At 68.8% G+C, this 24,149-nt stretch carries 22 protein-coding genes; 11 read left to right on the forward strand and 11 right to left on the reverse strand.

The features are described from left to right. Positions 1-19 precede the first annotated feature (19 nt). Together AC07XP_RS10615 and AC07XP_RS10620 are read right to left on the reverse strand one after the other, a co-directional pair. Positions 20-730, reverse strand: a complete 711-nt coding sequence (locus AC07XP_RS10615) for a Crp/Fnr family transcriptional regulator (protein WP_083259102.1) — start codon at positions 728-730, stop codon at positions 20-22. A 158-nt stretch (positions 731-888) separates the two neighbouring features. After that, the gene (locus tag AC07XP_RS10620; protein WP_495264621.1) at positions 889-1,539 is read right to left on the reverse strand and encodes a hypothetical protein; all 651 of its coding nucleotides are present in this window, start codon (positions 1,537-1,539) and stop codon (positions 889-891) included. Between the two features lie 383 nt (positions 1,540-1,922). Here AC07XP_RS10620 and AC07XP_RS10625 point away from each other — a divergent pair, with 383 nt between their 5' ends. Both AC07XP_RS10625 and AC07XP_RS10630 read left to right on the forward strand, forming a co-directional pair. Then, on the forward strand, positions 1,923-2,948 hold the full coding sequence (locus AC07XP_RS10625; RefSeq protein ID WP_062481146.1) for an AraC family transcriptional regulator: 1,026 nt from the start codon (positions 1,923-1,925) through the stop codon (positions 2,946-2,948). Between the two features lie 372 nt (positions 2,949-3,320). Next, entirely contained in the window at positions 3,321-4,028 is a 708-nt protein-coding gene (locus AC07XP_RS10630) for a winged helix-turn-helix transcriptional regulator (RefSeq protein ID WP_307637023.1), read from the forward strand. Positions 4,029-4,036: 8 nt separating this feature from the next. On the opposite strand, the gene AC07XP_RS10635 is transcribed toward AC07XP_RS10630, so the two are convergent. After that, the gene (locus tag AC07XP_RS10635) at positions 4,037-4,402 is read right to left on the reverse strand and encodes a c-type cytochrome (RefSeq protein ID WP_493192489.1); all 366 of its coding nucleotides are present in this window, start codon (positions 4,400-4,402) and stop codon (positions 4,037-4,039) included. 173 nt (positions 4,403-4,575) lie between these two features. Between AC07XP_RS10635 and AC07XP_RS10640 the strand changes: the two genes are divergently transcribed. Further along, a complete protein-coding gene (locus tag AC07XP_RS10640) occupies positions 4,576-5,256 on the forward strand; it encodes a hypothetical protein (RefSeq protein WP_062481152.1) in 681 nt (226 codons plus the stop codon). A gap of 16 nt (positions 5,257-5,272) precedes the next feature. Here AC07XP_RS10640 and AC07XP_RS10645 read toward each other — a convergent pair whose 3' ends face one another. From AC07XP_RS10645 to AC07XP_RS10660, 4 genes are read right to left on the reverse strand one after another with little or no spacing between them, the layout of a single operon-like run. Further along, positions 5,273-6,079: a PPK2 family polyphosphate kinase gene (locus AC07XP_RS10645; protein ID WP_495261673.1), complete on the reverse strand. Its 807-nt coding sequence runs from the start codon at positions 6,077-6,079 to the stop codon at positions 5,273-5,275. A gap of 48 nt (positions 6,080-6,127) precedes the next feature. Next, a complete protein-coding gene (locus AC07XP_RS10650; protein WP_062481157.1) occupies positions 6,128-6,595 on the reverse strand; it encodes an RNA-binding S4 domain-containing protein in 468 nt (155 codons plus the stop codon). Positions 6,596-6,614: 19 nt separating this feature from the next. Next, entirely contained in the window at positions 6,615-8,033 is a 1,419-nt protein-coding gene (locus AC07XP_RS10655) for a sensor histidine kinase (protein WP_495264622.1), read from the reverse strand. 20 nt (positions 8,034-8,053) lie between these two features. Then, positions 8,054-8,734, reverse strand: a complete 681-nt coding sequence (locus AC07XP_RS10660) for a response regulator transcription factor (protein ID WP_487847105.1) — start codon at positions 8,732-8,734, stop codon at positions 8,054-8,056. A gap of 132 nt (positions 8,735-8,866) precedes the next feature. On the opposite strand from AC07XP_RS10660, the gene AC07XP_RS10665 reads away from it, so the two are divergent. The 4 genes from AC07XP_RS10665 to AC07XP_RS10680 all read left to right on the forward strand — a co-directional run bounded on the left by AC07XP_RS10665 (position 8,867) and on the right by AC07XP_RS10680 (position 12,603). Next, entirely contained in the window at positions 8,867-9,826 is a 960-nt protein-coding gene (locus tag AC07XP_RS10665) for a Bug family tripartite tricarboxylate transporter substrate binding protein (RefSeq protein WP_070060440.1), read from the forward strand. A gap of 142 nt (positions 9,827-9,968) precedes the next feature. After that, on the forward strand, positions 9,969-10,520 hold the full coding sequence (locus AC07XP_RS10670; protein ID WP_062482508.1) for a tripartite tricarboxylate transporter TctB family protein: 552 nt from the start codon (positions 9,969-9,971) through the stop codon (positions 10,518-10,520). Positions 10,521-10,535: 15 nt separating this feature from the next. After that, positions 10,536-12,059, forward strand: a complete 1,524-nt coding sequence (locus AC07XP_RS10675; protein WP_495264623.1) for a tripartite tricarboxylate transporter permease — start codon at positions 10,536-10,538, stop codon at positions 12,057-12,059. Positions 12,060-12,267: 208 nt separating this feature from the next. Further along, positions 12,268-12,603, forward strand: coding sequence for a DMT family transporter (locus AC07XP_RS10680; protein ID WP_095745062.1), 336 nt, complete (start codon positions 12,268-12,270; stop codon positions 12,601-12,603). Between the two features lie 30 nt (positions 12,604-12,633). Here AC07XP_RS10680 and AC07XP_RS10685 read toward each other — a convergent pair whose 3' ends face one another. The 4 genes from AC07XP_RS10685 to AC07XP_RS10700 are packed head-to-tail and all read right to left on the reverse strand — an operon-like array spanning position 12,634 to position 19,143. Continuing rightward, the gene (locus AC07XP_RS10685) at positions 12,634-15,744 is read right to left on the reverse strand and encodes an efflux RND transporter permease subunit (protein ID WP_495264624.1); all 3,111 of its coding nucleotides are present in this window, start codon (positions 15,742-15,744) and stop codon (positions 12,634-12,636) included. Positions 15,745-15,764: 20 nt separating this feature from the next. Continuing rightward, on the reverse strand, positions 15,765-16,940 hold the full coding sequence (locus tag AC07XP_RS10690; protein ID WP_495264625.1) for an efflux RND transporter periplasmic adaptor subunit: 1,176 nt from the start codon (positions 16,938-16,940) through the stop codon (positions 15,765-15,767). Then, on the reverse strand, positions 16,937-18,430 hold the full coding sequence (locus AC07XP_RS10695) for an efflux transporter outer membrane subunit (protein ID WP_495264626.1): 1,494 nt from the start codon (positions 18,428-18,430) through the stop codon (positions 16,937-16,939). The genes AC07XP_RS10690 and AC07XP_RS10695 overlap by 4 nt, the downstream gene beginning before the upstream one ends. After that, positions 18,427-19,143: a TetR/AcrR family transcriptional regulator gene (locus AC07XP_RS10700; RefSeq protein WP_495264627.1), complete on the reverse strand. Its 717-nt coding sequence runs from the start codon at positions 19,141-19,143 to the stop codon at positions 18,427-18,429. Before AC07XP_RS10700 ends, AC07XP_RS10695 begins: the two co-directional genes overlap by 4 nt. 128 nt (positions 19,144-19,271) lie before the next feature. Between AC07XP_RS10700 and AC07XP_RS10705 the strand changes: the two genes are divergently transcribed. From AC07XP_RS10705 to AC07XP_RS10720, 4 genes are all read left to right on the forward strand, one after another. After that, a complete protein-coding gene (locus AC07XP_RS10705; protein ID WP_062475896.1) occupies positions 19,272-20,813 on the forward strand; it encodes a sigma-54 interaction domain-containing protein in 1,542 nt (513 codons plus the stop codon). Next, a complete protein-coding gene (locus AC07XP_RS10710; RefSeq protein WP_095745066.1) occupies positions 20,810-21,076 on the forward strand; it encodes a hypothetical protein in 267 nt (88 codons plus the stop codon). Before AC07XP_RS10705 ends, AC07XP_RS10710 begins: the two co-directional genes overlap by 4 nt. 156 nt (positions 21,077-21,232) lie before the next feature. Continuing rightward, positions 21,233-22,420 (forward strand): substrate-binding domain-containing protein, encoded by a 1,188-nt coding sequence (locus tag AC07XP_RS10715; protein WP_070060448.1) that lies wholly within the window; start codon positions 21,233-21,235, stop codon positions 22,418-22,420. Positions 22,421-22,676: 256 nt separating this feature from the next. Then, entirely contained in the window at positions 22,677-24,131 is a 1,455-nt protein-coding gene (locus tag AC07XP_RS10720) for an extracellular catalytic domain type 2 short-chain-length polyhydroxyalkanoate depolymerase (RefSeq protein ID WP_495264628.1), read from the forward strand. The last annotated feature ends 18 nt before the right edge of the window (positions 24,132-24,149 follow it).

A 24,149-nucleotide genomic window follows, 5' to 3' on the forward strand; every position in this document is an offset into this window, starting at 1 on the left:
GGCAGGTGAAGGCGGCGCGTCATGGCGCTTCGGGGCTGTCGCCGTTCCAGGCGCAGAGCTCGTCGGAGAGCTCGTGGGCCTGCGGCGGCAGGCTGCCGAAATCGGTCGAGGCGAAGGTCGGCGGCACGTGCACGCCCTGGTCGTCGCGGCGCACCAGCCCGCGGCTTTCCATGTCGCGCATGGTCTTGTTGACGACCTCGCGCGAGAGCCCCGAGTACGACGCGATCACCGCCTGCGTGATGCGCTTGTCGTAGCCGCCGGTGGCGGCCGGCGCCAGCTGCGTCAGCTCGTGCAGCACGCGGCTCACGAGGCTTTCGGACGACAGCGACGAGATGCGGCGCAGCTGCCCACGCACCATGGCGACGCGCTTCATCGCGATCTCCAGCAGGCCCATGGTCACCTCGGGGTACAGCGCGCACAGCCGGCGCACCGCGGCCACCGGCAGGTGGTAGACGGACGAGGGCAGGGCGGCCACCAGCGTCGAGGTGGCCTGGTAGCTGTTCTCGCCCAGCGAGGGGCCGAGGAAGAAATCGCCCCGGCGGATGAAGTCGGTCGTCACGTCCCTGTCGACCGCGCGCAGCAGGCCCGTGGCCACGCAGTAGATGCGGTCGGTGTGCGTGTCCGCCTGCAGCACGATCTCGTTGCGCCGGTAGGAATGCAGCGCGCTGCTGCGAATCAAGGCGGCGCGCTCGTCGGGCGGCACGCTGGCGATCAGGGGATGGAGATACATGGCCAAGGGGGTTGCGAGACCATCGGCGGTTCGTTCTCATGGGCGAATCCACGGGCGGCGGTCAAGGAACAGGACGGTGCGGCGCCCCCGGGGCGACTCGCCATCGGGCGCCCCTTCGCCGGGCCGGGCTGCGATGGGCTGAAGACGGCAAGGCCATCTCAGCCGGGCTGGAGCTGCGCGAACAGCGTGTCGATCCGGGCCCGTTCCTCGGCGCCTCGCAGACAGCGCTCGCGCAGCCACAGGGCATCTCCCTGCCGCGCGATGCGCAGGTCGTACACGTGCTCGATGTCGTCCACCACGACGTCGCTCGCAGGCCGCCCCCTGGCCGTGGGCGCGGGATGCGGTTGTGCGGCCCACAGTGCCAGTTCGATCTCGGCCGGGCTCATCGGCCCGCTGTCGCGCAATGCGATCCAGTCGGCATGCAGCTGCGGCTGTGCGGCGATGCCCTTCACGAGGATCGGCTCCCGCTCGAGCGCGGCCAGCAGGTCGTCCAGCCGCGCATGGCGGGTTCGCAGCAGAAAGCAGTCGTCGCGCAGGCAGCTCAGGTCGGTGTCGCCCGACGGCGGGAAGGCCGCGAAGAGCCGACGCCGGATCTCGCGGCTCACGCCCGCCGCCACCTCCGGGCCGTCGGTGTCGGCCAGTTGCGCCAGGTTGGCGATGAAGACCAGCGCACACACCCGGTCCGCCGGTGGGGGAGACGAAGGCCGCACCACTTCGGCATCGCGGCGCAGCGCTGGCAGGCAGGACGCCAGCGCTGCGCGCCATCGCGTGCCGAAAGGTTCGAGTTCCGTGAAAAACAAGGCAGCCATTTCATCCCCAGTAGAGAGAGTTCCGGTTGACGTTCGATCCGAAGGAATGCTACGAATCGCGCCCTTCTTTGACATTCGCTTTCGCGGCGCGGATGTGTCGCGAGTCACATCCGGATGCAATTGCCCGCCGCGTGCGCCGGCCGAAGGGCGAAGCGGGCCCGGACCGACCTGCCGACCGGCGATCGGCAAGGCCTGGAACCGTGGCTTGCGCCAGTGGGCGCGGTGCGTCATCCCCCCGAACACCCGGGCTGTTATCTCTGTTATCGTTTGTAAAAATTATCCGAGGTCCACGCGGACCTGTCAGGAAAAAATCGGGAGTTCCCGTTCGTGACCCGCGGCTTCTGGCGTGGCGCCGGCTGCATGGAGGAAGAGGGGCGTGCCGCATGTCCGACACCGACAGTCGCATCCAGCGCTTTCACACCGGCATGGTGTCGCGCAAAGACGGGTTCGCCTTCTGGGCCGACGAGATCGGCCCGCACGTGGGGCGGCTGGACAGCCCCGAGCGCAGCCACTTCCAGCAGGAACTCACCATCGTCGACACGGCCGGGATGGCCTTCATGCGGGTGCACGGCAGCGGCGCGACCATCGAGCGCACGGGCCCGAGCCAGCTCATGGGGGCCGAGGTCTATCCCTATCACCTGCTGATCAAGCTCGACGGCGGCCTGGCCATCAGCGAGCAGCGCCAGCGCATCGAACTGGCTGCGGGCGACATGGTCCTGATCGACTCCTGGCAGCCGCTGCGCCTGCGCTCGACCGAGGCCACCAACTCATGGACGCTGGGCCTGTCGGAAGCGGTGGTGAACCGCTGGCTGCCGCATGCGGACCAGTCCACCGACCTGCGGCTGGCCGGCGCCAAGGGCTGGGCCGGGATGCTGTCGGGCTACCTGCGGGCGCTGGACGTGGAGCACCTGTGCAGCATCCAGAGCCCCGCACAGCGCCAGCTGCTCGGTGAGCACCTGATGTCGATGCTGTCGTTCTCGCTGGAACAGAACGGGCTGAGGGCGCAGCCGGGTGCGCTGGGCGAGCGCGTGTCGCCGCGCGACGGCGATCTGCACGCCCGCATGCGGGCCTGGATTCGCGAGCACCACGCCGACACCGAGATCGATGCGCAGAAGCTGGCCGCCAGCTTCAACGTGTCGGTGCGCTACGTGCACAAGGTGTTCGCCAAGGCCGCGCGCGGCATGACCTTTCTCGAAACCCTGCAGAACGACCGGCTCGAGGCCGCGGCCCGCATGCTGCGCAGCCCCGAGGGCGCGCGCAGGTTCGTCGCCCAGGTCGCCTACGACTGCGGCTTTGCGGACCCGGCCTACTTCGGCCTGGTCTTCCGCAAGAAGTACGGCTGCACGCCGCGCACCTTTGCCCTGCAGCAGGGGCAGGCCGCGGCAGACGGCACATTGCTCGTCAGCTGACCGACGCGCCGCCGGCCCGGTCGCCCTGGCCGGTGGATGGGTGCATGGCGTGGCCGCCGTGCCCGATCCTCATATTTCTGTTCACTTCATTCATACCTGTGAAATTTATTTGGGAATAGATTCACTTCCCAAGGAATTGCGTCGGCCGGAAATGCATTCGTAAAAAAATGCGTCTGCCTTCAACAATTCAGAGCAATTTATTCCTGAAGGGTTGAATGATGAAAGTCGATTTCCCCGCCAACGGGGCAAAAATAGAAGTTTGTGACGCCACGGTGTGCAAGGTAATTTTCAATGTTTGAGCAAAACTCCCCGCACATTGCAGTGTTGGACCCCTCTCCCCGAACGCGGTGGCACGCCAGTCGTGCCGTCAAGATGCTGGGTTATACGCCCGTCGCATTTGCGCATGTCGACGAATTGATTTCGCAGGTGGCGCCAAGCGGCAATTTCGAGGCGCTGCTGCTTTCAATTCCGTCGGCGCCCGACGACGTGCAAAAACTCGTGGGCCAGGTGCGTGAAACGCTGCGTTATCACACGCCATTGATCATGAGCGCGCGCAAGCGGCAGATCCGCGGGTTGTCGCTGTTGCATGCCGGCCCCGACGACGCCGTGCTGCCGGAGCCGTCGACCTTCGAGGAGATGTACTTCATGCTCGAATTCTTCCTGCGCCAGCGCAATCGGCCGGTGGTGCCGCGCAGCCTCGACTGGCAGGAATTCAGCCTGTTGTCGCCGTTCGACATGGTCGACGTGGCCGGCACCGAGATTCGCCTGACGCCGATCGAATTCGACCTCGCGGCCGAATTCTTCCGCCACATGAACCGGCCGCTGGACCGGGAGCACCTGGAAATGATCGGCTGGCAAAGCGGCGTGGCCGCCGGCTCGCGCACGCTGGACGCCAACGTGTCGAAGCTGCGCCGCAAGCTCGGGTTGTATGTCGACCAGCCGCACGGCCTGTCGCTGCACGCGGTGTGGGGCATGGGTTATCAATTGAGCCAGCTGGGCAAGCGCGAGGCGCCCGGCACCTGGACGTTCCCGGCGGATTTCCGGGTGGCGTCGGCCGCGCCGTCGCAGCTGTCGACCTGAGCGGCGATTCAGCGCGCGGGCGACGGCTGCTGTGGCGGCTGCGCCAGCACCCAGCGCGCGAGCACCTGCGCGTCGGCCTCCGACACCAGCGACTGCCGCGGCATGATCACGCGGCCCCAGGTGCCGACGCTGCCGTTGCGGATCTTCTCGGCCAGCCGTGCCGGCGCGGCGGCGTCGCCCCGGTAGCGCTCGGCGATCTGCGCGAAGCCCGGCCCGACCTGCTTGTGCACCAGGCCATGGCAGGCCATGCAGGCGTTCTTGCGGGCCAGGTCGACAGCGGAAAGTTGCGGCTGCTGGGCTGCGGCACCGAAGGATGCGGCAGCGAGTGCGATCGAGAGAAAGTGGGGAGCGGAAAGCCGGGGAATACAGGGCATGGAGGGGAAACCGGGGAGGGGTGAAAACTGTACCTTGCCCTGTCGCAGACCCCGGATGGCCGCCCGAATGCCCCGTCTGGAGGTCGTCTCTCATTCGCGACAAGTCGATTCAAGAGTAACTATATGTATGGTTAAATCCCTCGCAACTACCGCGAAGAGGACGAGGGATTCCCATGAAGCTGCCGCTCAGCATTGCATTGGCCACCGTGGTTCTGGCCGGATGCGCCAGCGCACCGCCGCCCGGGCCCGGCCAGGGCACCGGCATGTCGTACGTGCCGATGGTGGCCATGGAAGGCGTGGACAAGGTGCGCTACGACAGCGACGTGGCCGACTGCCGCACCGCCGCCACCCGCATCACCGCGCGCAGCGAATCGGGTGACGCCATGTGGGCCGCGCTGGGCCTGGGCCTGATCACGGTGCACGGCCAGGGCATCGTCGCCGCGGCCTCCTACACCGGCATCAGCGCCGCCGTCATCGACTGGAACACCCGCCCCAGCAGCGCGCTGATCGCCGAGCACCAGCAGATCGCCATCGTCCATTGCATGGCCAAGCGCGGCTACCGCAACCTCGACCCGAACGTGCAGGACACGTTCTACGGCAACACATTCAACCCGGTGCTGGCGCTCAAGCCGCGCCGCACGGGCATCGACACCTACAACGTCGAGCGCCTGGCCAAGGCCGGCCGCTGCAACGTGCAGCCGCGTGCCGAGCTGACGGCCAAGGGCCCGGGCTACGAGAGCTACAGCGTGCCGTGCACCACCGGCGTGGCCTGGGCCGTGCGCTGCGAGTTCGGCAACTGCCGCGTGCTGGCGCAGACGCCGATGCGCCCCACGGCGCCCGTGCGCCGCTCCTGAGCCGGCCCCTCCGGGCTCACTTCACGACCATGCCCTTGAGCGCCGGGTCCGGCGGCGGGGGCTTGAGCTTCATCTCGCGCAGCGTCTTCACGAGCAGCTGCGCGATCATCATGTTGCGGTGCCGCTTGCTGTTGGCCGGAATCACGTGCCACGGCGCGTGGTCGCTCGAGGTGGCGGCCAGCGCGTTCTGATAGGCCTTCTGGTAGTCGGCCCACTTGGTGCGCACCTCGAGGTCGCCCATGCTGAACTTCCATTGCTTGCCGGGCGTGTCGATGCGGGCCTGCAGCCGCTCGCGCTGCTCGTCCTTGTCGATGTGCAGCATGCACTTGACGACGACGGTGCCGGTCTCGGTGAGCAGCCGCTCGAAGTCGTTGATCTGCGCATAGCGGCGGCGGGCCTCGTCGCCGTCGATCCAGCCTTCGACCACGGGCACCAGCACGTCCTCGTAGTGGCTGCGGTTCCACACCATGATCTCGCCGGTGCGCGGCACGGCGGCGTGGCAGCGCCAGAGGTAGTCGTGCGCGCGTTCGTCCTCGCTCGGCGCCTTGAAGGCCGTCACCCGCACGCCCAGCGGCGAGGTGCGCGAGAACACCCAGCGCACCGTGCCGTCCTTGCCGCTGGTGTCCATGCCCTGCAGCACCAGCAGCACCTTGCGCCGGCCTTCGGCGTGCAGCACGTCCTGCAGTTCGTCCAGCTCGACGGCCAGGGTGTCGAGCTCGGCACGCTGGGCCGACTCGTCACCCGTGAGAAAGGGCGAATCGTCGGGGTCGATGCGCGAGAGCTTGAACTTGCTGCCGACGCGGTACTTCTTGAACTTGGACATCTGCGGGCGCTCCGTCAAAAAAGAAACGAAGCCCGCAGGGTACGCGAATCAGCGCTGCGGGCGCCCGCGTGGAGGCGGGTGGTCGTCGTCGCCGTTGCTTTCGTCGATCGATGCGCTCCAGCGGTTGTCCCACTCGGCCTGGTGGCGCACGCCGTCGATCTCGCGCCGGTCGCGCTTGGTCGGGCGGCCCTGCTCGATGGCCAGGGCCGGCTCGCTGCCCATGCGGCGCTGTTCGCGAAAGGCGGCCTGCGCCGCCAGGCTCTCGGGCGTTTCCTCGTACAGCTGCTGGGCCACGGGCGCCGGGCCGCGCTGGCCGCTGAGGCCGCGCACGGTCACGGTCCGCGTGAGCGGGCCCAGGCGCATCGCGACGGTGTCGCCGGCCTTGACCTCGCGCGAGGCCTTGGCGACCTCGCCGTTCACCTGGATGCGGTTCTTGCCGATTTCGTCCGCGGCCAGCGAGCGGGTCTTGAAGAAGCGGGCGGCCCAGAGCCACTTGTCGATGCGCAGACGGTCCATGAAGGTCGGAAAAGAAAGGTCAGCCATTGTGGCGCGACAGCGGCAGCCGCACCACAGCGTCGAGCCCGGTCACGCGGTCGGTGTCGCCGGGGTTGGGTACCGTGCGGTTGTCGAGGCTGATGCGTCCACCCAGGGCCAGAACGATCTCGCGGCAGATCGCCAGGCCCAAGCCCGAGCCGCTCGCGGTGTTGCCCGCCGAGAACGGCGCGAACAGGCGCTGGCGCAGCTCGGCGGAAATGCCCGGACCGTCGTCGCGCACGGTGAGCACGGCCTCGTCGCCCTCGGCATGCACGCGCACCGAGAGCGGCGCGCCCGTGGGGCTGTGCTTGATGGCGTTGTGCAGCAGGTTGCGCGTGAGCTCCTGCAGCATCCACTGGTGCGCGCGCACGGTCACGGCGTCGTCGGCGGCCAGTTCGAAATCGAGCGCCTTGTCGGCCACCAGCGGCGACAGGTCGAGTGCGATGTGGCGCACCACGTCGCCCAGGTCGAGCAGCGCCGACTCGGGCTGCTGGCGCAGCTGCTCCACCTTGGCCAGCGACAGCATCTGGTTGGCCAGCGTGGTGGCGCGCTCGACGGTCTGGCTGATCTCGACCAGCGCCTGCTCGGGCGCCACGTCGCCGCGGCGCGCCGACTGCACCTGCGCCTTCAGCACGGCCAGCGGGGTGCGCAGCTGGTGGGCGCTGTCGCGCACGAAGCGCTTCTGGTGGTCGAGCAGGCGCTGCAGCCGGCCCATGACCTCGGTGGTGGCGTCGATCAGCGGGCGCAGCTCGGCCGGGGCGCCGGGCGCGTCGATGGGCGAGAGGTCGTCTTCGGGGCGCCGCTCGATGGCTTCGCCAAGCTCGCGCACCGGCCGCGTGGCGCGTTGCACGACGACGACGGTGACCAGCGCGATCACGCCCATCAGTAGCAGCTGGCGCCAGAGCATGTCGAGCAGCAGCTTGCGCACGAGTGTCTCGCGCAGCTCCAGCGTCTCGGCCACCTGCACCACGGCCATGCCACGGCCGCGCGCGCTGGCCACCGGCTGCAGCATCACGGCGACGCGCACCGGCTGGCCGCGGAACTCGGCGTCGTAGAAATCGACCAGCGCCGCGTACGCCCCGCGGTCGGGGATGCGCCCGCGCCAGAAGGGCAGCTCGGCGAAGCCCGAGACCATCTCGCCGTCGAGCGCCGACACGCGGTAGAACAGCCGGCTGCGGTTGTCGGCCTCGAAGGCCTCGAGCGCGGAGTAGGGCACGATCGCGCGCAGCCGCGCCATGTCGTCGTAGCCTTCCACGTCGAGCTGCTCGCCGATGGTCTTGGCCGAGGCCAGCAGCGTGCGGTCGTAGGCGGTGGTGGCGGCCGCCAGGCTCTGGCGGTACAGGCTCACGCTGTTGATCACGACGAACACCGCCACCGGCACCAGGATGCCCAGCAGGAGCCGCGCGCGCAGGGACGACATCGTGCGCCGCAGGGCCGCCCTCAAGCCTCGGCCCGCAAGAGATAGCCCAGGCCGCGCATCGTCATCAGCACCGTGCCGGTGCCCACCAGCTTCTTGCGCAGGCGGTACACGACCACCTCGATGGCCTCGTACTGCACTTCGGATTCGCCCGGGAACACCAGCTCGAACAGGCGCTCCTTGGTGACCGCGTGGCCGGGTTTCATCATCAGCGCCTTGAGCAGCGCGAGTTCGCGCGGCGTGAGCTCGAGCAGTTCCGAGCGGTGGTAGACGGCGCCGTTGTCGGGCTCGAAGCGCAGGCTGCCGACCTCCAGCGGGTTCAGCGTGGGGTCGGGCCCCGCGCTCAGGCTGCGCCGGCGCAGCGCGCGGATGCGGGCCTCGAGCTCGTCCAGGTCGAAGGGCTTGGGCAGGTAATCGTCCGCGCCGGCGTTCAGGCCCATGATGCGGTCGCCCACCGTGCCGCGCGCGGTCAGCAGCAGCACCGGCGTGCGCAGGCCCTCGGCGCGCGCCTGGGCCAGCACCTGCAGGCCGTCGACGTGCGGCAGGCTCAGGTCGAGCGCGACCACGTCGGGCTCGACGGCGCGCCACTGCGCGATCGCCTGCGCGCCGTCGCCGCAGATGCGCACGTCGATGCGGCGCCGCCCGAGGGTGCGCTGCAGGGTGATTTGCATCGAGGGGTCGTCTTCGACGAGCAGCAGCTTCATACGGGCAGGGGTCGGTACTTCGGTGTTTTCCCCAGTCTGGTGGACAGCCAACTGACAGCGGGGCGGCGCATGATAGCGGCTCAGGTCCAAGTCAGGTTCCATCCGTTCCCAAGTTCTCAGGAGACACCAACGATGCGTCGCGATACCTTTTTGAAGTCCCTGGCCGCACTGGCCGCTGCCGGCGCCTTGCCGCTGTCGGCGCGCGCTGCCGCCAACGTCAAGATGATGATCCCGGCCAATCCGGGTGGCGGCTGGGACACCACCGGCCGCGCGCTCGGCAAGGCCCTGACCGACGCCAAGGTGGCCGACACCGTCGCCTACGACAACAAGGGCGGTGCCGCCGGTGCGCTGGGCCTGGCCCAGTTCGTCAACGGCTCCAAGGGCGATGCCAACGCGCTGATGGTCATGGGCTCGGTCATGCTGGGCGGCATCATCACCGGCAAGCCGCCGGTCAACCTGTCGCAGGCCACGCCCATCGCGCGCCTGACCACCGAATACAACGTGTTCGTGCTGCCGTCGAATTCGCCCTTCAAGACCATGAAGGACGTGGTCGAGCAGCTCAAGAAGGACCCGGGCAGCGTCAAGTGGGGCGGCGGTTCGCGCGGCTCCACCGAGCACATCGCCGCGGCCATGATCGCGCAGAAGGTCGGCGCCGATCCGTCGAAGATCAACTACGTGGCCTTCCGCGGAGGCGGTGAGGCCACCGCCGCCATCCTGGGCGGCAACGTCACCATCGGCGGCAGCGGCTACAGCGAGTTCGCCGAGTACATCGCCGCCGGCAAGATGAAACCCATTGCTGTCACCTCCGCCCAGCGCCTGCCGGGCATCAATGTGCCGACCCTGAAGGAACAGGGCATCGACGTCGAGATCGGCAACTGGCGCGGCGTGTACGGCGCGCCCGGCATCTCGGCCGAGCAGCGCAAGGCCCTGACCGACATGGTGCTGGCCGCGCTCAAGAGCCCGTCGTGGGCCGAGTCGCTCAAGAAGAACGACTGGACGCCGGCCGTGCTGTCGGGTGACGCGTTCGCCAAGTTCGTCGACGACGACTTCGCCAGCCTGCGCGCCATCATGGCCAAGTCCGGCATGGTCTGAGTTTGAGTCGCCCCCTGGCTGCGCGCACTTCGTGTCGTGCACGCCAACCCCCTTCCGGGGGCAACACCCGCGGCCCGGCAAAGCCGGCTTGCGGTGTTTCTGGAAGGGGCCTTCTTTTTCCCCACGACTGCGGGAGCAAAAAATGACAACTCCAGAATCCTCGGTCTCACATTCCGCTGAGGCCACCTCCGGCGCGGCCCGCTGGCCGCAATACGTCGTCGGCCTCGGCGTGCTGCTGACCGGCGCTGCGCTGGCCTTCGGCGCCATCGGCATTTCTTCCGAAGCCGGCTACGGCGGCGTCGGCCCCAACTTCCTGCCCTGGATGGTCTCGATCGTCCTGATGGTCTGCGGCGCGTGGATCACCTGGGAAGCGTTCAGCGGCGGCTTCCGCGAGCTCGACGCGCCCTCCGGCGCCGACACCGCCTACTGGCCCGGCTTCATCTGGGTGGCGGCGGGCCTGCTGCTCAATGCGGCGCTCATCACCAGCATCGGCTTCATCCTGAGCTGCGCGCTGTGCTACCTGCTGGCCGTGCAGGGCCTGCGCCGCGCTGCCGGGCAGGCCAAGGTCAACGCACCGGCCACCTGGGTCACCGACTTGGTGACCGGCCTGGCGATCTCGGCCCCGGTCTTCTGGATGTTCACCAAGTTCCTGGCCATCAGCCTGCCGGGTCTCACCAGCACCGGCTGGATCTGAGCGGAGCCACGCCAAATGGATATCTTCAACGCACTGATGACCGGCTTCGCGGCCGCGATCACCCCCATCAACCTGCTGTGGTGCCTCATCGGCTGTGCCCTGGGCACGGCCGTGGGCGTGCTGCCCGGCATCGGCCCCGCCGTGGCGGTGGCGATGCTGCTGCCGATCACCGGCAAGGTCGACATCACGGCCTCGATGATCTTCTTCTCGGGCATCTACTACGGCGCCATGTACGGCGGCTCGACCACCTCGATCCTGCTGAACACGCCCGGCGAAACCGCCAGCATGGTCACGGCCATGGAAGGCAACAAGATGGCCAAGAGCGGCCGCGCGGGCGCCGCGCTCGCCACCGCGGCCATCGGCTCCTTCGTGGCCGGCACCATCGCCACCGTGGTCGTCACGCTGTTCGCGCCCTTCGTGGCCGACTACGCCGTGCGCCTGGCGGCACCCGAGTACTTCCTGCTGATGCTGCTGGCCTTCACCACCGTGAGCGCGGTGCTCGGCAAGAGCACGCTGCGCGGCATGACGGCGCTGTTCGTCGGCCTGGCCATCGGCTGCGTGGGCCTGGACCAGATCACCGGCCAGGGCCGCTACACCGGCAACATGCCCGAGCTGCTCGACGGCATCGAGATCGTGCTGGTGGCGGTGGGCCTCTTTGCGGTGGCCGAAGTGCTGTACGCCGTGCTGTACGAAGGCCGCGTGGTCGAGGGCCAGAACAAGCTGACCCGCGTGCACATGACCTCGCGCGACTGGAAGCGTTCCATTCCCGCCTGGCTGCGCGGCGCGGCCATCGGCACGCCCTTCGGCTGCATTCCGGCCGGCGGCACCGAGATCCCGACCTTCCTGAGCTACGCCACCGAGAAGAAGCTCGCGAAAGACCCGCAGAACAAGGCCGAGTTCGGCACCACCGGCGCCATCGAAGGCGTGGCCGGCCCCGAGGCCGCCAACAACGCCACCGTGACCGCCGCGCTGATCCCGCTGCTCACGCTGGGCATTCCCACGTCGAACACCACGGCCATCATGCTGGGCGCGTTCCAGAACTACGGTATCCAGCCGGGCCCGCAGCTCTTCATCACCTCGGCCGCGCTGGTCTGGGCGCTGATCGCCTCGCTGTACATCGGCAACCTGATGCTGCTGGTGCTCAACCTCCCGATGGTCGGCCTGTGGGTCAAGTTGCTCAAGATCCCGAAGCCGCAGCTGTACGCCGGCATCCTGATCTTCGCGACCGTCGGTGCCTACGGCATGCGCCAGAACACCTTCGACCTGTTCCTGCTGTTCGGCATTGGCCTCTTGGGCGTGGTGATGCGGCGCTTTGACTTCCCGACCGCCCCCGTGGTGGTCGGCATGATCCTCGGCCCGCTCGCCGAAGCCAACCTGCGCAACGCGATTGCCATGGGGCAGGGCAGCCCGATCGTGTTCTTCCAGCGCCCCGAGTCGATCGTGGTGATCATCGCCATCGTCGCCGTGCTGGTGCTGCCGCGCCTGGCCAAGCGCATGAGCGAACGCAAGCTGAAGCGATTGGCGCAGCTGGACGCCTGACGCAACCGACCCTCTTTTTCGGTTCACATGCCGCGGGCGATTGGCGCCCGCGGCATTTTTTTTGAATGCGCCTGCGGCGCCAAGGGGCTTGACTGCGCAGTCATCACCGCGTCGCCGCATATCCCCAGAATGGCGGCTTCGTTCGGGGTACCGCTTGCATCGCCCGCATTCCATGCCCGGTACGGCAGGGGTGTGACGAGGTATTCCCATGAAGAGTCCACAGACTCTGGCCTGGCTGCTGCTTGCGGCCAGCGTGGCGGCGGAAGTCGCCGGCACCATCGCCCTTCGCCATGCCGAAGGTTTCACCCGCCTGTTGCCATCGCTGCTCACCGCCGCCTGCTATGCCGGCGCGATCTGGCTCATGTCGCTCGCGGTGCGCGAACTGGATGTGGGGCTGGGCTACGCGGTCTGGGCCGGTGCCGGCACCGCGCTGATCGCGGTCGCCGGCATGGTCTGGTTCGGTGAAGCGGTCACGCTGACCCGCGTGGTCGGCCTGCTGGCCATCGTGGCGGGCGTGGTGGTGCTGAACATCGAGGCGCGGTAGCGGGTCCACCGCTGCCCGCGCCCAGAGGTTTCAGCGCTGCGGTGCCTCGACCAGGTCGTCGTCGATGTGCGGATCGGCCGGCTGCCCGCGCACCTTGCGCACGGTGCGGCGGATCCAGTGCTCGATGTCGTCCACGTAGGTGAACACGGCCGGCACCACCAGCAAACTCAGCACCGTGGAGGTGATCAGCCCGCCGATCACCGCCATCGCCATCGGCGAGCGGAAGCTCGAGTCGGCGGTGCCGAAGCCCACGGCAATGGGCAGCATGCCGGCGCCCATGGCGAGCGTGGTCATGATGATCGGCCGCGCACGCTTGTGGCAGGCGTCGCGCAGCGCGTCCCAGCGGCTCATGCCGTGGTCGCGGCGCGCCACGATGGCGTACTCCACCAGAAGAATGGAGTTCTTCGTGGCGATGCCCATCAGCATGATCAGGCCGATCAGCGAGGGCATCGACAGCGCCTTCTGCCCGATCAGCAGGCCCACGAAGGCCCCGCCCAGCGCGAGCGGCAGCGCGCACAGGATGGTCACCGGGTGCAGGAAGTCCTTGAACAGCAGCACCAGCACGATGTAGATGCACAGCACGCCGGTGAGCATCGCCAGGCCGAAGCTGGCGAACAGCTCGGTCATCACTTCGGCATCGCCCACCTCGGCGATGCGCACGCCCGGCGGCAGCTTCTGGATCGAGGGCAGGGCCTCGACGGCGGTCTTGGCGTCGCCCAGGCCCACGCCTGACAGCTCGATCTCGAAGTTGACGTTGCGCGAGCGGTCGTAGCGGTCGATGACGGCCGGGCCGCCTTCCATCGTGAGCGAGGCCACCTGGCTCAGCATGACGGGGCCGCGTGCGCCCGGCACCGACAGGCGCCCGATCAGGTCGAGGTCTTGCCGCGCCGAGTCTTCGAGCTTCACCACGATCGGCACCTGCCGCTGCGCGAGGTTGAGCTTGGCCAGCGCCTGGTCGTAGTCGCCCAGCGTGGCCACGCGCAAGGTCTCGGCGATGGCCGAGCTGGTCACGCCCAGGTCGGCGGCGCGCGCGAAGTCGGGGCGCACGGCGATCTCGGGGCGGATCAGGCTCGCGGTCGAGGTGATGTTGCCCAGGCCGGGAATGGTGCGCAGGTCTTTCTCGACCGCGCCGGCGGCAGCCGACAGCGCCACCGGGTCTTCGCCGGTGAGCACCAGGATGTACTTCTCGCCCGAGCCGCCCAGGCCCACGGTGCTGCGCACGCCGGGCAGGGTTTCGAGCGCGGTGCGGATCTCTTTCTCGATCAGCTGCTTGCGCGGCCGGTCGCCGCGTGGGTCGAGCTGGATCGTCAGCGTGGCCTTGCGCGTCTCGGGCGTGCCGAAGTTCGCGAACGGGTCGCCGCCGGCGCTGCCGCCCGCCACCGTGGTGTAGACGCTCTTCACGTGGTGGATCTGCATCACGCGGCGGCGCGTTTCCTCGGCCGCGGCCGTGGTCTGCGCCAGCGTGGAGCCCGGCGGCAGCGACAGGTAGACCTGCGTCTGCGAGTTGTCGTCGGCCGGAATGAAGCCGGTCTTGAGCAGCGGGATCATCGCCAGCGAGCCGAAGAAGAAGAGGGTGGCCATCACCATCGTCTTGAAGCGGTGGTGGGTGCTCCACTCCACGGCGCGCATGTACCAGCGCAGCCAGCCGGGCTCCTTCTCCTGCGTGAGGATGGGCTTCATGATGTAGGCCGCCATCATCGGCGTGAGCACCCGCGCCACCACCAGCGAGGCGAACACCGCAAGCGACGCGGTCCAGCCAAACTGCTTGAAGAACTTGCCGGCCACGCCGCTCATGAAGGCCGTGGGCAGGAACACCGCAATCAGCGTGAAGGTGGTGGCGATCACGGCCAGGCCGATTTCATCCGCCGCCTCCATGGCCGCCTGGTACGGCGACTTGCCCATGCGCAGGTGGCGCACGATGTTCTCGACCTCCACGATGGCGTCGTCCACCAGGATGCCGACCACCAGCGAGAGCGCGAGCAGCGAGATCACGTTGACCGAGAAGCCCAGCAGGTGCATGCCGATGAAGGCCGGAATCACCGACATCGGCAGCGCCACCGCCGAGACGAAGGTGGCGCGCCAGTCGCGCAAGAAGAGCCACACCACGATCACCGCGAGGATGGCGCCCTCGTACAGCAGGTGCAGCGAGCCGTCGTACTCTTCTTCCACCGGGTCGACGAAGTTGAAGGCCTCGGTCAGCTCGATGTCGGGGCGCTGCACGCGCAGGTCGGCCAGCGCCTTTTGAATGGCGCGGCCCACTTCCACTTCGCTGGCGCCGCGGCTGCGGGCCACTTCGAAGCCCACCACGGGCTTGCCGTTGAGCAGCGCCGCGGCGCGCGGCTCGGCGATGGTGTCGCTGATGCGCGCCACCTGGTCCAGGCGGATGCGGCGGCCGTCGCTCAGCGCGATCTGCATGTCGGCGAGCTGGTCGGCCGACTGCACGGTGGCCATGGTGCGCACCGGCTGTTCGCTGCCGCCCAGGTCGATGCGCCCGCCCGCGCTTTCGGTCTGCACCTGGCGCAGCTGGCGCGAGATGTCGGCCGCCGAGGCGCCCAGCGCCTGCAGCTTGGCCGGGTCGAGGTCGATGTGCACCTGGCGCGTGACGCCGCCCACGCGGTTCACCGCGCCCACGCCGGGCAGCGCGAGCAGCTTCTTGGTGATGTCGTTGTCGACGAACCAGCTCAGCGCCTCGTTGTCCATGCGCGACGAGGCGATGGTGAAGGCCAGCACCGGCTGGGCCGCGAAGTCGAGCTTGGTGACGACCGGGTCGCGCACGTCGGCGGGCAGGTCGGCGCGCACCTTCTGCACGGCCGAGCGCACGTCGTCCACGGCCTCCTGCACGGGCTTCTCGAGGCGGAACTCCACGATCAGCGTGGCGGCGCCGTCCTGCACCTTGGTCGTGATGTGCTTCAGGCCCTGGATGGTGGCGATGGAGTTCTCGAGCTTGCGCGCGACGTCGGTCTCCAGCTGCGAGGGCGCGGCGCCCGGCAGCGAGGCCGAGACGGTGACGGTCGGCAGGTCGATGTCCGGGAAGTTCTGCACCTTCATGGCGTTGAACGACAGCAGCCCCCCGAAGGTGAGCAGCACGAACAGCATCACCGCCGGAATGGGGTTGCGTATGGACCAGGCGGAAACGTTCATGGCGTGTTCCTTGTGTTGGCTTATTTAGGCGAAGGGGCGGATGCCCCCGCCTTCGCCGGAGTGGCGGCCGCGGGCGTGGCGTCCACCACGCGCACCAGGTCGCCGTCGTTGAGGAAGCCCGCGCCCTGCACCACGATCTGCACGCCCTCGGGCAGTGCGCTGGTGATTTCGACGCGGTCCTTCAGGCGGCGGCCGGTCTGCACCTTGAGCTGCGCCACGCGGCCGTCGGGCAGCAGCGTGAAGACGTTGTTGAAGCCGTCGCGCGGCACGATCGCGCTTTGCGGCACGGTCGGCGCGGAACTGCGGCCGAGTTCGAAGTCGCCGCGCGCGAACATGCCGGCCTTCACGCCGGTGTTCTGCTGCACGTTGGGCAGGTCGACGTAGACCAGCGCCGCGCGCGTCTGCGGATCGACCGTGGGCGCGATGCTGCGCACGGTGCCCTTCACCTGTGCGCCGCTGGCGCTGACCACGAAGGCCGGCGTGCCCACGGCGACGCGGCCCAGCTCGGCCGAGGTGACTTCGGCGCGCCATTCGAGCCGGCCCTGGCGGATCAGGCGGAACAGCTCGGTGCCGGCGCCCACCACGCTGCCGACCGTGGCGGTGCGCGCGGAGATCACACCGTCGTCGGGTGCCAGCACCTGCGTGTTGCGCCCGCGCACCTGCTGCGCGGCCAGCACGGCCTCGGCCGCCTCGGCGCGCGCCTTGGCGGTCTGCTCGGTGGTCTGGTACTGGTTGATCTGCTGCTGGCTCAGCGCGCCCGTGGCCTGCAGCGTGCGGGCGCGCGCGGCGTTGCCAGCGGCGTCGGCGGCCGAGGCGCGGGCCTCGGCCAGCGAGGCGCGTGCCTGCGCGATGTCGGCCTGCACTGTCTCGGGCGAGAACACCGCGAGCACCTGGCCCTTCTTCACGGTGTCGCCCACGTTGACGCGCACCTCGGCCAGCTTCAGGCCGTTCGATTCGGAGCCGATCACGGCCTCCTGCCAGGCCGCCACGTTGCCGTTGGCGGCCAGCGTGACGGTCAGCTCGGTGGCCTCGGGTTTGGCGACCGAGACGGTCAGCGCGGGGCGCTGGGCGGGGCCTTTTGCCGCAGGCGCGGCTTTGTCGTCGGCCGGCTTGCGGGCGAGCCACAGGCCCGCGCCAACGACGACGATCAGCGCCAGCAGCGCGAGGACAAGGGTGGAACGCTTCATTGTTTTCATGGCGACGTCGCGACCTTGGCGGACGGGGTGGTGGTCATTGGGGACGATGCTTCGGCGGGGCGACTCCAGCCGCCGCCCATCGAGCGGTACAGGGAGACCCAGGCTTCGGTGCTCTCGCGCTGCAGCGAGACGCGCGCGGTCTGCGCGGCGAACAGCGTGCGCCGCGAGTCCTCGAGTTCGAACAGGCTGGCCAGGCCGCTGCTGTAGCGGGCCTGGGTGGCGTCGAACGAGGCCTGGTAGTTCTTCACCGCGCTGTCGGCGTCGGTGCTGCGTGCGGTGGTGGCGTCGAGGTTCACCAGGGCTTCCTCGACCTCGCGCACCGCCTGGCGCACGCTGGCGCGGTAGAGCGACACGGCCTCGGTGTAGCGCGCCTTGGCAGCCTCGGAGTTGGCCGCGCGCGCGCCGCCGTCGAGCAGCGGCACGGTGAGCGACAGCGGCCCGACCGTCCAGGTGTCGAGCGATTCGCGAAAGCCGCTGGTGCGGATCTGCATGCGGCCGATCGAACCCGAGAGCGTGAGCTTGGGGTAGCGCTCGGCCTCGGCCGAGCCCACCTCGGCGCTGGCCGCGGCCACGCCGAGTTCGGCCGCGTACACGTCGGGCCGCTGCGAGAGCGCCTGCGCCGGCACGCTGGCGATGGCGCCGACCACCGGCAGCGCGCGCTGCGTGGGCGAGGCCGCGAGCTTCTGCGCGAGCGTGGGTTCGTCGAGCCCGCTGAGCGCCACCAGCGCCTTGCGCTGCACCGCGCACAGGGCGCGCTGTTGCGTGAGTCGGCCGGAGGCGTCGGAGGCGCTGGCACGCGCCAGCGCGGCGTCGGCCGGCGCGGTGAAGCCGGCGCGCGCCGACAGGTCGGTGAGCCGTGCCGTTTCGCCGCGCGACTTGGCGTCGGATTCGGACACGTTCAGCTGCTGCTGGCAGGCGCGTTCGGCGAAGTAGGCATTGGCCGTCTCGGCCGCCACGGCGACGCGCGCGTCGTGCCACTTGGCGGTGGCGCTGTCCAGCTTCTGCTGGGCCGCATCGCGGTCGGCGCGCAGGCGGCCGAACAGGTCGATCTCCCACTTCGATTGCAGGCCGGCCTGCAGCGTGGTGACCGGCGCGGTGGAGGCGCTGCTGCTGCTGCTCGAAGAACCGCCCGATCCGAACGACGAGCCCGAAACTCCGCGGCTGGCCGACGCCGTGCCGTCCAGGCTGGGCAGCAGCGCCGCGCCGGCCTGCACGCGCGTGGAGCGCGCCTCGGCCACGCGCGCCGCGGCGCTGGCAAGGTTGGGGCTGGCGGTTTCGGCGGCGGCGATCAGCTCGACCAGCAGCGGGTCGTCCAGCTGGCGCCACCACTCGGCCAGCGCGGCGAGCGAGCCGCCGTGGGGCAGGGGCGCGTGCCATTGCGCGGGGAAGGGCGCCTGCACCGAAGCGGGCGGGCGCGTCAGGCCGCAGCCGGCAAGGCCGAGGCCCAGCGGCAGGCTCAGAACAAGGGCAATCCGTCGGAGTCGTCTCATGGCTTCTTTCTCTGCTCGGCGGCCACCTGGCGGCGGCGTGCGGTTTCGGCCTGGACCAGCGCCATCGCGTAGCCCGTGAGCCGGTCGGCCCAGGTGTCGATGGCGCGCGGCGTGCGCAGCAGCGACGGGCGCAGGGCCTCGATGAAATCCTGGCTCACGTACAGCTGCATCGACAGCCCGGTGATCGCGAAGGTCAGGCGGTGGATGTCGTCGTCGGCGCGCTCCACCTGCAGGTGGCGGCACAGCAGCTCGACGATGGCGCGGTGCGGGCCCTTGATGTCGCGCTCCAGTTCCTTGGCCCACTGGCTGGTGGGCTCCAGCATCTCGCGCATGTGCAGCTGGATGCACTGGCGCACGATCTCGCCCTGCTTGAGCGGATCGATCATGGCCGCCATGCAGATGCGCAGCGTGGCTTCGAGCGACTGGCCGGGCACGTTGCAGGCGGCCACCAGGTCGTTCGAATCGCTGCCCATCGGTTCGTTGAAGGTGGCGGAGTACAGCCCCTCCTTGTCGCCGAAGTAGTAGCTGATGGCCGAGACGTTCACTTCGGCCTCGCGCGCGATCTCGCGGATCGAGGTCTTGGCGAAACCGTTCTGGGCGAACAGCCGCAGCGCGGTGTGCAGCAGGCGGTGGCGCGCTTCGGCGCCGTCGCTGCGCGGGGCGCGGCGCGGCGAGGGCACGGGCGTTGGCGTGAGAGGGTCCCTGGCGTTCATCGGCGCGATTAGAGCATGATTGAAATCAAACGATTGATTTACTTAAGGCTTGCTGAAGGCTTTTGTTTTTGGTTGCATGTGGGCCTGCGCGCGGCAGGGGCGGGGGCCGCACACAGTACGATCCGCGCATGTCCGTCGCTCCCTCCGCCGCCGCACCGCCGCCCGCCTTGCCCCTGGACGCCGAAGGCATCCTGGCGCTCGCCGCGCGCTCGATGTTTCATCTGTTTTCGAGCATCAGCCAGGGCATGTTCCTGGTCGACCGCAGCGGGCGCATCGTCTGGGTGAACGAGGGCTACCGCCGCTTCCTGCCGGCGCTGGGTTTTTCGTCCATCGACGAGTTCATGGGCCACATGGTCGAGGACGTGATTCCCAACACCATGATGCGCCGCGTGCTCGAAACCGGCGAGCCGATCCTCATCGACCTGCTGACCAACAAGGCCGGCACCTTCGTCGTGAGCCGCATTCCGTTGCGCGAGGAGCGCGAAGACGGGGAGGGCCTGGGCAAGGTCATCGGCGCCATCGGCATCGTGCTGTTCGACCAGCCCGAGACCACGCTGCAGCCGCTCATCAGCAAGTTCGCGCTGCTGCAGCGCGACCTCGACGACGCACGCCGCGAGCTGGCCAGCCAGCGCAACAACCCGCTGTACCAGCACGCGCCCGACGGCCAGCGCCGTTCCAAGTACACCTTCGCGAGCTTCATCGGCAGCAGCCCGGCGGCCGTGGAAGTGAAGCGCCACGCGCGCCGCGCCGCGCAGTCCACCAGCCCGGTGCTGCTGCTGGGCGAGACCGGCACCGGCAAGGAGCTGCTGGCGCATGCGATCCATGCGTCGTCCACGCGCGCCAAGGGGCAGTTCGTCAGCGTCAACATCGCGGCCGTGCCCGATACGCTGCTCGAGGCCGAGTTCTTCGGCTTCGCCCCCGGCGCCTTCACCGGCGCCGACAAACGCGGGCGCGAGGGCAAGTTCAAGCTGGCCGACGGCGGCAGCCTGTTCCTCGATGAGATCGGCGACATGCCGCTGGGCCTGCAGGCCAAGCTGCTGCGCGCGCTGCAGGAGGGCGAGATCGAACCGCTGGGCTCCAACAAGCTGATTCCCTTCGACGCCCGCGTGATCGCCGCCACCTCGCGCGACCTGCCCGAGCTGGTGCGCCGCGGCCTGTTCCGCGAAGACTTGTATTACCGCCTCAACGTGCTGCCGCTGCGCGTGCCGCCGCTGCGCGAGCGGCGCAGCGACATCCCGGCGCTGGTCGAGGCGCTGGGCGAGGACATGGCGCTGCGCAGCGGCGAGGCGCCGCCCGAGCTCACGCCCGACGCGCTCGCGCTCTTGGCCGGCCAGCACTGGCGCGGCAACATCCGCGAGCTGCGCAACGTGCTGGAGCAGGTGACGATGCGCAGCGACTCGCAGCGCATCGACGCGGCGCAGCTCGAACGCATCCTGCGCGAGGCGGGGCTGGAGCAGATCGAGGCGCCCGACACCTCGCACAGCCTGCGCGATGTCGACCAGGAGGCCGCGCTGCTTCGGCCGCTGTCGCAGCAGGTGGCCGAGCTGGAACGCAAGGCGATCGCCGCCGCGCTCGAAAGCACCGGCGGCAACAAGCTGGCGACCTCGCGGCTGCTGGGCATCTCGCGCGCCACGCTGTACGAGCGCATGACGGGGATGGGCCTCTCATGAGCGTGAAGGCACTGCGCTCCACCTTCGGCCCGAACTGCCACTGGTGCGGCCTGCCGATGGACTTCGACGAGCCGCACGGTCGGCCCGAGTCGGCCACCATCGAACACCTGCTCGACGCCACGATGGGCGGCGTGCGCCAACAGAAGCACCGGCGCCTCGCGCACGCGGTGTGCAACCACACGCGCAACGAGCTGCGGATGCGGGCCGAGCGCGAGTTCGAAAGCTGGCTCGCGGCGCGCCGCGACTCTGCTGGGAAACCCTGACTGATCACCAGACAGTTGTCTGAAAACAAGACAACGCGAATGCACTGAAATCAGGCGAAACCGGTTGCGCCCGAATGAGGAAGCCTTTGTTATCAATGGCTTAGGCGGGTGGCACGAACTGTGCAATATTCAGTCACCTTTATCAGGAGACAAGACATGCACCGTCGCCACCTCATCGCCCTGGCCGCCCTGGGCGCCACCGTTGCCACCATGCCCGCCTGGGCCCAATCGAACGAGATCCGCATCGCCCACGTCTACAGCAAGACCGGCGCGCTGGAGGCCTACGGCAAGCAGACGCAGACCGGCCTGATGATGGGCCTGAACTACGCCACCGGCGGCACGATGATGGTCAACGGCAAGAAGCTGGTGGTCATCGAGAAGGACGACCAGGGCAAGCCCGACCTGGGCAAGTCGCTGCTGGCCGCCGCGTACTCCGACGACAAGGCCGCGCTCGCGGTCGGCCCGACCGCTTCGGGCGTGGCGCTGGCCATGCTGCCGGTGGCCGAGGAGTACAAGAAGATCCTGATCGTCGAGCCCGCCGTGGCCGACTCGATCACCGGCGACAAGTGGAACAAGTACATCTTCCGCACCGGCCGTAACTCGAGCCAGGACGCCATCTCCAACGCCGTGGCCATCGACAAGGCCGGCGTCACCGTCGCCACGCTGGCGCAGGACAACGCCTTCGGCCGCGACGGCGTGAAGGCCTTCGGCGCCGCGCTGAAGAAAGCCAAGCTCGCGCACGAGGAATACCTGCCGCCCGCCACCACCGACTTCACGGCCGGTGCGCAGCGCCTGATCGACAAGCTCAAGGACCAGCCGGGCCGCAAGATCATCTGGATCGTCTGGGCCGGCGCGGGCAACCCGTTCAAGATCGTCGACCTCGACCTGAAGCGCTACGGCATCGAGATCGCCACCGGCGGCAACATCCTGCCGGCCATGGCGGCCTACAAGTCGCTGCCGGGCATGGAAGGCGCGGCCTACTACTACTTCGGCATCCCGAAGAACCCGGTGAACGAGGCCATGGTCGCGGCCCACTACAAGGAATTCAAGACGCCGCCGGACTTCTTCACGGCCGGCGGCTTCTCGGCCGCGATGGCAGTGGTGACGGCGCTGAAGAAGACCAACGGCGACACCGGCACCAACAAGCTCATCAGCACCATGGAAGGCATGAGCTTCGACACGCCCAAGGGCAAGATGACCTTCCGCAAGGAAGACCACCAGGCGATGCAGTCGATGTACCACTTCAAGATCAAGGCCGACCCCGCGTTCGCGTGGGGCGTGCCGGAACTGGTGCACGAGATCAAGCCGGAAGAGATGGACATTCCCATCAAGAACAAGAGGTAAGAGCTCGCCCCCAGGCTGCGCGCACTTCGTGTCGCTACGCCAACCCCCTACCGGGGGCAACACCAGCGGCCCGGCAAAGCCGGTTCCGCGGTGTTCACTTGAACATGCGGCGAGTCAGAAATCGCTGCTTCCCTTTTCGCCCCGGATGGCCGCCGGGCGAAGCGCCAGCCTGCGTCCGCGCAAGTTGCCGCGCTCCACGGCCGATTCGTCAGTCTGCAAGCAAGCGTTCGATCAAACACAACAGAAGGAGACAGCGATGCCAGCGATGCGATGGAACAACTGGAAGGGGTTTGCCGCAGCAGCGGTGATCACGGCGGCGGCGCAGGCCGCGACGGCGGCCGTGCCGCTGCCGGCACTGGGCGCTAACCCGGCGGAGGTGAGCGTGTCCGGCCTGTCGGCCGGCGGCTTCATGGCGGTGCAGCTGCACGTGGCCTACTCGGCCACCTTCAAGCGCGGCGCGGGCGTGGTCGCCGGCGGTCCGTACTACTGCGCCGAAGGCTCGGTGGTCAATGCCACCGGGCGCTGCATGACGCACAGCACCAGCATCCCGGTCTCCACGCTCGTGAGCACCACCAACAGCTGGGCCGCCAGCGGTGCGATCGACCCGGTGTCGAACCTCAGCAATTCCAAGGTCTACCTGTTCTCGGGCACGTCCGACAACACCGTCAAGCAGCCGGTGATGGACGACCTGAAGACGTACTACCAGAGCTTCGTGCCGGCCGCCAACACGGTCTACAAGAACAACCTCGGCGCGGGCCACGCGATGGTCACCGACGACTACGGCGGCGCCTGCAGCACCACGGCCGCGCCGTACATCAACAACTGCGGCTTCGACCTCGCCGGCGAGATCCTCACGCAGCTGTACGGTCCGCTGAACCCGCGCAACAACGGCGCGCTGGGCGGCACCTTCACCGAGTTCAACCAGTCGGAGTTCGTCACCGGCCACGGCGTGGCCGCCACCGGCTGGCTCTACGTGCCGCAGGCCTGCACCACCACCTCGTGCCGCGTGCACCTGGTGCTGCACGGCTGCAAGCAGAACTACACCGACGTGAGCGACCAGTACGTCAAGAAGACGGGCTACAACCGCTGGGCCGACACCAACAACATCATCCTGATCTACCCGCAGACCAGCACCGCGGCCACCAACAGCTGCTGGGACTGGTGGGGCTACGACAGCGCCAACTACGCCAAGAAGTCGGGCCCGCAGATGGCCGCCATGAAGGCCATGATCGACCGCGTCACCGGCTCGGCCGGCGGCGGCGGGCTGCCGGCGCCCACCGGCGTGGGCACCTCGGGCGCGACCAGCAGCAGCATGGTGATCGGCTGGGCCGGCGTCTCGGGCGCCAGTGGCTACAACGTGTACCGCGGCGGCAGCAAGGTCAACGCCTCGCCGGTGACGGGCACCAGCTACACCGACACCGGCCTGGCCGCGTCGACCACCTACAGCTGGACCGTGGCCGCGCTGAACGCGAGCAACGTCGAAGGCGCGATGTCGGCGGCCGCCACGGGCGCGACGACGGCGGGCCCGGGCGGCGGCGGAACCTGCTACACCGCGAGCAACTACACGCACACCATCGCCGGGCGCGCCTATGCGCTGTGGGGCCTGACCTATGCCAACGGCTCGGGCCAGTCGATGGGCCTGTGGAACATCTACGCCATGACCACGCTGAAGCAGACGGGCACCAACTACTACGTGATCGGCACCTGTTGAGGCCGTTCACCCTGCACT

The organism is Variovorax sp. GW531-E2 (assembly GCF_059423125.1).

Coding starts and splice junctions, on each gene's coding strand:
- AC07XP_RS10615 (WP_083259102.1), bottom strand. CDS start 730: ATGTATCTCCATCCCCTGATCGCCAGCGTGCCGCCCGACGAGCGCGCC.
- AC07XP_RS10620 (WP_495264621.1), bottom strand. CDS start 1,539: ATGGCTGCCTTGTTTTTCACGGAACTCGAACCTTTCGGCACGCGATGG.
- AC07XP_RS10625 (WP_062481146.1), top strand. CDS start 1,923: ATGTCCGACACCGACAGTCGCATCCAGCGCTTTCACACCGGCATGGTG.
- AC07XP_RS10630 (WP_307637023.1), top strand. CDS start 3,321: ATGCTGGGTTATACGCCCGTCGCATTTGCGCATGTCGACGAATTGATT.
- AC07XP_RS10635 (WP_493192489.1), bottom strand. CDS start 4,402: ATGCCCTGTATTCCCCGGCTTTCCGCTCCCCACTTTCTCTCGATCGCA.
- AC07XP_RS10640 (WP_062481152.1), top strand. CDS start 4,576: ATGAAGCTGCCGCTCAGCATTGCATTGGCCACCGTGGTTCTGGCCGGA.
- AC07XP_RS10645 (WP_495261673.1), bottom strand. CDS start 6,079: ATGTCCAAGTTCAAGAAGTACCGCGTCGGCAGCAAGTTCAAGCTCTCG.
- AC07XP_RS10650 (WP_062481157.1), bottom strand. CDS start 6,595: ATGGACCGTCTGCGCATCGACAAGTGGCTCTGGGCCGCCCGCTTCTTC.
- AC07XP_RS10655 (WP_495264622.1), bottom strand. CDS start 8,033: ATGTCGTCCCTGCGCGCGCGGCTCCTGCTGGGCATCCTGGTGCCGGTG.
- AC07XP_RS10660 (WP_487847105.1), bottom strand. CDS start 8,734: ATGAAGCTGCTGCTCGTCGAAGACGACCCCTCGATGCAAATCACCCTG.
- AC07XP_RS10665 (WP_070060440.1), top strand. CDS start 8,867: ATGCGTCGCGATACCTTTTTGAAGTCCCTGGCCGCACTGGCCGCTGCC.
- AC07XP_RS10670 (WP_062482508.1), top strand. CDS start 9,969: ATGACAACTCCAGAATCCTCGGTCTCACATTCCGCTGAGGCCACCTCC.
- AC07XP_RS10675 (WP_495264623.1), top strand. CDS start 10,536: ATGGATATCTTCAACGCACTGATGACCGGCTTCGCGGCCGCGATCACC.
- AC07XP_RS10680 (WP_095745062.1), top strand. CDS start 12,268: ATGAAGAGTCCACAGACTCTGGCCTGGCTGCTGCTTGCGGCCAGCGTG.
- AC07XP_RS10685 (WP_495264624.1), bottom strand. CDS start 15,744: ATGAACGTTTCCGCCTGGTCCATACGCAACCCCATTCCGGCGGTGATG.
- AC07XP_RS10690 (WP_495264625.1), bottom strand. CDS start 16,940: ATGAAAACAATGAAGCGTTCCACCCTTGTCCTCGCGCTGCTGGCGCTG.
- AC07XP_RS10695 (WP_495264626.1), bottom strand. CDS start 18,430: ATGAGACGACTCCGACGGATTGCCCTTGTTCTGAGCCTGCCGCTGGGC.
- AC07XP_RS10700 (WP_495264627.1), bottom strand. CDS start 19,143: ATGAACGCCAGGGACCCTCTCACGCCAACGCCCGTGCCCTCGCCGCGC.
- AC07XP_RS10705 (WP_062475896.1), top strand. CDS start 19,272: ATGTCCGTCGCTCCCTCCGCCGCCGCACCGCCGCCCGCCTTGCCCCTG.
- AC07XP_RS10710 (WP_095745066.1), top strand. CDS start 20,810: ATGAGCGTGAAGGCACTGCGCTCCACCTTCGGCCCGAACTGCCACTGG.
- AC07XP_RS10715 (WP_070060448.1), top strand. CDS start 21,233: ATGCACCGTCGCCACCTCATCGCCCTGGCCGCCCTGGGCGCCACCGTT.
- AC07XP_RS10720 (WP_495264628.1), top strand. CDS start 22,677: ATGCCAGCGATGCGATGGAACAACTGGAAGGGGTTTGCCGCAGCAGCG.